Below are 7,054 nucleotides of genomic sequence, written 5' to 3'. Positions count from 1 at the left end.
GCGTTCGTCCTGAGCCAGAATCAAACCCTCCACAAAAAAACCTTGCGAAGAGCCGAACATTCGACTCGAAAAAAAAAGAAAAAGAAAAAGACGGCACAACCAGCCGGCCCGAAGACCAACCGGAAACGCACAATCCTTCAAACGACAACCCAACCAACCGGAAAAACCAACCGGCCGGGCCGTCAACTGGCAATCAAAAACAAAAATTCAGTAGTACAAAACACGCTCTTGAGTTCTCAAACCACCACCACACACGACCAACCAGCACTCACCAGGAGAACTTGTCGCTGTCGGGCAGCAAGAGATAAACATACACGACCCCGGGCAACAACGCAACCCAAAAGACAAAACAACCCCAAGGAACGTTGAAAACACAACGCTCCCCCGGCGTGTCGCCACCGCCACAACCGCAACCCCGCGACACAGCACGACACCACCGCCACCACCCACAATAGCCTTCATCGGCATCACGGCACAATGAACATCCCAAACAGCCATGACCACGACATCCGAAATTCACCGCCGCGCCCCTCGGATACATCCCGTCCAGGGCAAACCGCCGACGCCGGACCCCGACGAACACGAAGCAGGCCGGCGCGCAGGCGATATCACGGTCCTCATATATGGTTCAGACCCACGAATCCTTATACGAACGAATTGGCCTGCGGCCATCGGACAACGGAGACCCGCAGAATCCCATGTGACCGTGACCGCATATATGGACCGCATGTACATGCATGTATACGGACGAATACATCCGCATGCCCACCGTCCCATCTCCACATCCATAATCCATATGGCGCCCATATATATAAACCCACATATATGACGTACATATTGACGGTGTAATACTGCATATATGAGCAAAAAGATCGCAGTACTGACCGGCGCGGGCATCTCCACCTCCGCCGGCATCCCCGACTTCCGCGGCCCCGACGGCGTATGGACCAAGCATCCGGAGCAAATGAACGTCTACGACATCGACGCCTTCATCTCCAGCAAGGAGGACCGCGAATACTCGTGGCGCTGGCAGAAGGAGTCGCCGGTTTGGGGCGCGCAGCCGGGCACGGCGCACAAGGCGCTGGTCAGGCTGGAACAGGCCGGCATGCTGACGCTGCTGGCCACGCAGAACTTCGACGCCCTGCACGAGAAGGCCGGCAATTCACCGGACGTCATCGTCAATCTTCACGGCACCATCGGCACGTCACACTGCATGAAGTGCCATGCGAAGTACGATACCGCCGACATCATGGACCGTCTCGACGAGGAACCGGATCCGCGCTGCCACCGCAGGCTGCCCTATAAGGGGAACATGCCCTGCAACGGCATCATCAAAACCGACGTGGTGTATTTCGGCGAGGCGCTGCCCGACGGAGCCATGGAGAAATCATTGCGTCTGGCATGCGAGGCCGACGAGTTCTGGGTCATCGGCTCGACGCTGGAGGTGTTCCCTGCGGCGTCGCTGGCACCGGCGGCCGTGCAGGCCGGCGTGCCGCTGACCATCATGAACATGGGGCGCACACAGTACGATCGCATCGCCACACGTCTGATTCACGACGACATCGCCGTTGCGTTGCCAAAGCTGGTCGAAGAGACCATCGCCGAGGGGTGAGCAAACCCACATACATATATATCCCTATAGTATATGGCTCGCTCGCAGCGATATATATATAGGCCGCCCGACGTACTCGCGGCGCTCGACCGTCCGCAAACGTCGCCATGCGCCGGATATGACGAGCGACCGCCGCGATCACGCGGATCAATTACATTACGCGACAATTACATTACGCAATCAGACGATGCCCGAGGAGACGAATATGAGCAGCGCGAACGACAGCGTGACCATGCGGCTGAGCGCCAGCGACGACATCGACATGGATACGGCGCCGGTGACCGAAAGCAGCGAGACCGTATACACGGGCGCGATCTTCCATGTGGAGGACCGCGTCATCCGCCTGACGCGCAAGAACGGCGAGGCCGTGCGCATCCAGCGGCAGATCATGAGGCACGCGCCGTGCGTGGTCATGCTGGTGCACGACTGCGCCAACGACCGGTATCTGCTGGAGCGCGAATATCGCGTCGGGCCGGACCGATATACGTTCGGGGTGCCGGCCGGACTCATCGACGCGGGGGAGGAACCGCATGCGGCGGCGTTGCGCGAGCTGCGCGAGGAAACGGGCGTCCGCCCAGGCCTTGCGGCGGACGGAACGGCCGGGGACGCGACGGCCACGGGCTCCGATGGATGCACGGACGACGACATCGTCATCGACGATGTGGCGCGGTGCTATTCCTCGGAGGGCATGACCGACGAGCTGGCCAACATCATGGTGGTGCACCTCAGGCGCTGGCATATGGGGGAGCGTCACTTCGACAAGGACGAGCATGTGGAAAGCGCATGGGTGAGCTGGGAGGAGCTGCTCGGGGCCGGCATCATCTCGTCGAACGCCACGATCGCACTCAAGCACGAGGAACTGCGGCGTCTGGTGCGGCCCGAACGGTAAAACCGTCCATGGGTCCCACCCCTGTGCCACCGACGTGGTGTTTTATTGGTGAATTCAACCACCGATAGGGCAAAAACGGCATTACGATGGATAAAAAATAGGAAAGACGGAATGAAGACTTTGCAATGAATCCCCATCGCATTGAGCCTCAATGGGGGATGCTGCGTACCATAGAGACATTGCGAGAAAGGGATGTTCATGAGCGTTCTCGACCGATTTGAGAAAAGCGTCGAAGGTGCCGTCAACGGCGTGTTCAGCAAGTTCGGTGCAAAAAACGACCTTCAGCCGGTTGACCTTTCCAGCGCCCTGGAGCGACAGATCGACTCCGAGGCCATGCCCGTGGGCCGCGATCGCACCGTCGCTCCGAATGAGTATCGATTCAAGCTTTCCACTCCTGACTTCGACCGCATCGAGCAGTGGGGCTCCGAAACCCTCGCCAACGAACTGGCGGACAACCTGACCAAGTATGCCGAAAGCCAGCATTACGCGTTCGTCGGCCCCGTCGTCGTGATCTTCGAGGAGGACCTCGACCTGCCTCGCGGCGAGTTCAAGCTCACGTCGGAGTCCGTGCAGGGCAATGCCGCGCCCGTCACCGCGCCGAGCGAGGCCAAGGACTGCCCGGTGCTGGAGATCAACGGCCGCCAGTACCTGCTGACCGCCCCGAAGACCGTCATCGGACGCGGCTCGAACTGCGACATCGTCATCGACGACCCGGGCATCTCGCGCAGCCACCTCGAAATCGACATCACCGACAGCGGCGTGATCGCCCGCGACCTGGGTTCCACGAACGGCACGTATGTGGAGGGACATCAGGTGCCGGCGGCCACCCTGCTGGACGGCAACACCATCACCATCGGTCGTACGCGTATCTTATTCTGGGCTTCCTCTGCACCGCAGGAATAAACCATTCACTTCACCGCACGAACGCGAGCCAATATGACTGAACTGACATTCACTGTTCTGAAATACGGATTCCTGGTACTGCTATGGGTATTCGTGTGGTTCGCCGTACGTTCGCTGCATCGTGATGTGTCATCGTTCAGCCCCAAGACCTCCAAGAAGCACCGCCAGCGGGAGCAGAAGGCGCGGAAGGCCGCCACGGCGCCCGCGCCGCGGCCCGCGCCCGCCCCTGTGGCGAGCAGGCCGACCGTCGAGCAGCCGTCCATCCTGGTGATCATCGACGGACCGCTGGCGGGTACGACGATTCCGCTGAACGCTGGGCAGGTGACGCTGGGCAGGGCCGCCAGCAACTCCGTCGTGCTCGACGACGAATTCGTCTCATCCCATCATGCGCGGGTGTTCCAGGATCCGACGAGCCGCAAGTGGGCCATCGAGGATCTGGGCAGCACCAATGGAACCGTCGTCAATAACCAGCGTCTCACCGGGGCGGCAGTGCTTCCCGCACGCGTGCCGGTACGTATCGGTGCGACGACCTTCGAACTGAGGTGACGCCCATGACAGCAACCAATGCCTCTGCTTCTCCGAGCCTTTCGGAAGATCTGACCCTGTACTCGACCACCGTGTCCGACGTGGGATACGTGCGCAGCAACAATCAGGACTCCTCGTTCGCCGGCCGCCGTTTCGCGGCGATCTGCGACGGCATGGGAGGCCACGCGGGAGGCGACACCGCCTCCACCATCGCAATCCGGTCCCTGGTGCATATCGAGCACGAGGACGCCGCCAACGACGTCGAGACCATCGCCGCCATGATGGAGACCTCCGTGCTGGCCGCGCATGACGCCATCGTGGGCAAGGCCAAGCACGAGCGCCGGCTTTCCGGCATGGGCACGACCGTCACCGCATTGAGCCTCGTGCAGAACCATTGGATTCTTGCGCATATCGGCGATTCGCGCGCCTATCTGCTGCGCGACCGCCATCTGATTCGCGCGACCAAGGACCACAGCTACGTTCAGCATCTCATCGACACCGGCCGCATAACCGAGCCGGAGGCGAAGAACCATCCCCAGCGCAACGTGGTCATGCGCGTGCTCGGCGACTTCGACATCGACCCGAGGCCGGACATCTCCATCCGCGTGGCCAAGCCCGGCGACCGCTGGATGCTGTGCTCCGACGGCGTATGCGGCGTATTGGAGGATTCCACGATCGAGGAGGTGCTCAACAACGTCCTCGACCCCGAGGAATGCGCGCAGCGCCTCGTGGCCATGGCGCTGAAGGCCGGCAGCACCGACAACGTGACGGCGGTGATCGCCGACGCCACCGTGCCTCTCGACTCCGACGCCACGCAGGCCCATGCCCCGGTGCCGTTGGTCGGCGGCGCGGTAAGCAGCAGTCTGGAAAGCCTCGCCGACCTCATCGACGAACCTGTGGCCACGGCCCCGGCGCTGAAGGCCGACGAAGGAAGCCCAGCGCAGCGTGCGGCGGCCCTTACGCAGAACAAGCATTCGGAACCGGAAGACGTCGCCGTGCCGCGCGTGGCCCAGCCGTCGTCGCATCGCGACGCCGATTCCGCCATGCCCAACACCGGCGAGATTCCCGTCGTGCAGAAAAGGGACGGCAGTGCCAGCACCGATCCGCACGATCCCGAAGTGGCCAAGGCCATCAAGGCCCATCAGCGTCAGGTGCAGCAGCAGGTGCGCAAGCGTCATACGCGCATGCGCGCCACCGTGGCGACGACCATCGTCATCGTGCTGCTCGCATTGGCAGGCGCAGGCTTCGGCGCATGGCGCTGGTCGCAGTCGAAATACTATCTCGGCGAGTCCAACGGCGTCGTCACCATCTATCAGGGCGTTCCCACAGATCTGTTCGGACTGTCGCTGTCGCACGAGGCGATGCGCACCGACATCGAGATAGACCAGCTGCCGGCGGCCTGGCGCGAGCAGATCAACAACGGCAGCATCGCCGTGGATTCCTATGACGAGGCACAGAGCCATGTCGATATGATCCGACAGCAGATAGCGGACATCAACCAGAAGAAACAGTCGGATACACAGCAATACGGCGGGGAGGAACAGCAGAAGGGCGCGTCCACGCAGTCGCCGTCGCCTACGCCCAGCTCGGAGAAGCAGCAATGATCATTCGTCGACTTCGCCAGGTATCGCTGCTGATTTTCGCAGCGTTCATCGTGATGCTTGGCTTCTTCCAGATGTTCATGCGCGTGCAGAACACCTTCCCGTCGCCGTATATCACGCGGCTTTCGGTGGTCGGCGCGCTGTTCGCGGTGTTCTGGATCGTATTGTCGAGATTCCAGCCGTATGCCTCGCAGGTGATCCTTCCCTGCGTGATGGTGCTCAGCGGCACCGGCATCATGATGATCGCACGCATCGATAACCAGAACGGCGTATTCGGCGGCAAGGCCACGTCCATCGCGCTCAACCAGCTGACATGGCTGGCCGTGGCGCTGGTGCTGTGCATCCTGCTGGTCGTGTTCCTCAAGGACTATCGCATCCTGCGCCGGTTCTCATACATCAGCATGGTGGTGGGTCTGGCCCTGCTGCTCTCCCCCATGATCCCAGGCCTCGGCCAGGAGATTCAGGGCGCACGAATCTGGCTGCATTTCGGCAGCCACTCCTTCCAGCCCGGCGAATTCGCCAAGCTGTTCCTCGCGTTCTTCTTCGCCGCGTACCTGTTCGACCATCGCGACCAGCTGGCCGTGGGCGGACGAAAGGTGCTGGGCATCCGCCTGCCCCGACTGAAGGACCTCGGCCCGATCCTGGTGGTGTGGGCCGTCTGCATGGGCGTGCTCGTGCTGCAGCACGATCTCGGTACGTCGCTGATGTTCTTCGCGATGTTCGTTTCGATGCTGTACGTGGCCACCGGCCAGAAAAGCTGGATCCTCATCGGCGGCGTGTTCTTCGTGGTCGGCGCCGTGGCCGCGTCCACGATCTTCTCGCACGTCGGATACCGCGTGAGCGCATGGCTGCACCCGTTCGACGCGGATATCTACAACCGCGCGGTCGGTGGCTCCATGCAGCTGGTGCAGGGCGTGTTCGGACTGGCGACCGGCGGCATGACCGGCACCGGTCTCGGACAGGGGCACCCGACGGTGACGCCGCTGTCGTACTCCGACTTCATCTACTCGTCGCTGGGCGAGGAGCTCGGCATCATCGGCCTGTTCGCCATTCTGACGATGTACCTCATCATCATCGGCGCGGGAATGGTCACGGCCATGAAGATCAAGGACGGCTTCGGCAAGCTGCTCTCCTCCGGACTGGTGTTCACCATGGCGTTCCAGGTGTTCACCGTCGTCGGCGGCATCACGCTGGTCATTCCGCTGACCGGTCTGACCCTGCCGTACATCGCGGCCGGCGGCTCCAGCCTGATCGCGAACTGCGTCCTCGCCTCGCTGCTGCTGGTGATCTCCAACGCGGCGAACAAGCCGGAAGAGGACATCGACACCAACACGTTCCAATACGAGGCGCTGATGGCCATCCGCGAAAAGGAGAAGCAGGCCGCAGCCGAACGCACGGCGCAGGCCGAGGAGGCGGCGGCAGCGACGGCAGCGGCAGCGGCCTCGCCCGCCGCATCGGAGATGACCGAGGTCATCACGCCGCACGAGCATGTGGTCGTCGGGCGGCACGGCGCCCACGCCGTGC

General features: G+C 62.0%; 6 protein-coding genes and 1 pseudogene. All 7 read left to right on the top strand.

Features of this window, described 5'->3' with window-relative positions:
- A pseudogene (locus tag GFD18_RS11180) lies at positions 1-308 on the top strand (hypothetical protein); the annotation flags it as partial.
- Positions 309-859: 551 nt separating this feature from the next.
- Positions 860-1,612: a Sir2 family NAD-dependent protein deacetylase gene (locus GFD18_RS10785; RefSeq protein WP_100510407.1), complete on the top strand. Its 753-nt coding sequence runs from the start codon at positions 860-862 to the stop codon at positions 1,610-1,612.
- Between the two features lie 205 nt (positions 1,613-1,817).
- Positions 1,818-2,501, top strand: coding sequence for an NUDIX hydrolase (locus GFD18_RS10780; protein WP_404801628.1), 684 nt, complete (start codon positions 1,818-1,820; stop codon positions 2,499-2,501).
- Positions 2,502-2,699: 198 nt separating this feature from the next.
- The gene (locus GFD18_RS10775) at positions 2,700-3,404 is read left to right on the top strand and encodes an FhaA domain-containing protein (protein ID WP_100510502.1); all 705 of its coding nucleotides are present in this window, start codon (positions 2,700-2,702) and stop codon (positions 3,402-3,404) included.
- A 33-nt stretch (positions 3,405-3,437) separates the two neighbouring features.
- Positions 3,438-3,950, top strand: a complete 513-nt coding sequence (locus GFD18_RS10770; RefSeq protein WP_100510405.1) for an FHA domain-containing protein FhaB/FipA — start codon at positions 3,438-3,440, stop codon at positions 3,948-3,950.
- Between the two features lie 5 nt (positions 3,951-3,955).
- A complete protein-coding gene (locus GFD18_RS10765; RefSeq protein ID WP_163198904.1) occupies positions 3,956-5,533 on the top strand; it encodes a PP2C family protein-serine/threonine phosphatase in 1,578 nt (525 codons plus the stop codon).
- Positions 5,530-7,054 (top strand): FtsW/RodA/SpoVE family cell cycle protein (locus GFD18_RS10760; RefSeq protein WP_163228297.1); only part of this gene is annotated, 1,525 nt, incomplete at its 3' end. The genes GFD18_RS10765 and GFD18_RS10760, both read left to right, overlap by 4 nt.

This window comes from Bifidobacterium saimiriisciurei (genome assembly GCF_010667655.1).
Taxonomy (GTDB): domain Bacteria; phylum Actinomycetota; class Actinomycetes; order Actinomycetales; family Bifidobacteriaceae; genus Galliscardovia; species Galliscardovia saimiriisciurei.
Note: the sequence above shows the minus strand (reverse complement) of the source record. Positions and strands in the feature narration are given on the sequence as shown.

Coding starts and splice junctions, on each gene's coding strand:
- GFD18_RS10785 (WP_100510407.1), top strand. CDS start 860: ATGAGCAAAAAGATCGCAGTACTGACCGGCGCGGGCATCTCCACCTCC.
- GFD18_RS10780 (WP_404801628.1), top strand. CDS start 1,818: ATGAGCAGCGCGAACGACAGCGTGACCATGCGGCTGAGCGCCAGCGAC.
- GFD18_RS10775 (WP_100510502.1), top strand. CDS start 2,700: ATGAGCGTTCTCGACCGATTTGAGAAAAGCGTCGAAGGTGCCGTCAAC.
- GFD18_RS10770 (WP_100510405.1), top strand. CDS start 3,438: ATGACTGAACTGACATTCACTGTTCTGAAATACGGATTCCTGGTACTG.
- GFD18_RS10765 (WP_163198904.1), top strand. CDS start 3,956: ATGACAGCAACCAATGCCTCTGCTTCTCCGAGCCTTTCGGAAGATCTG.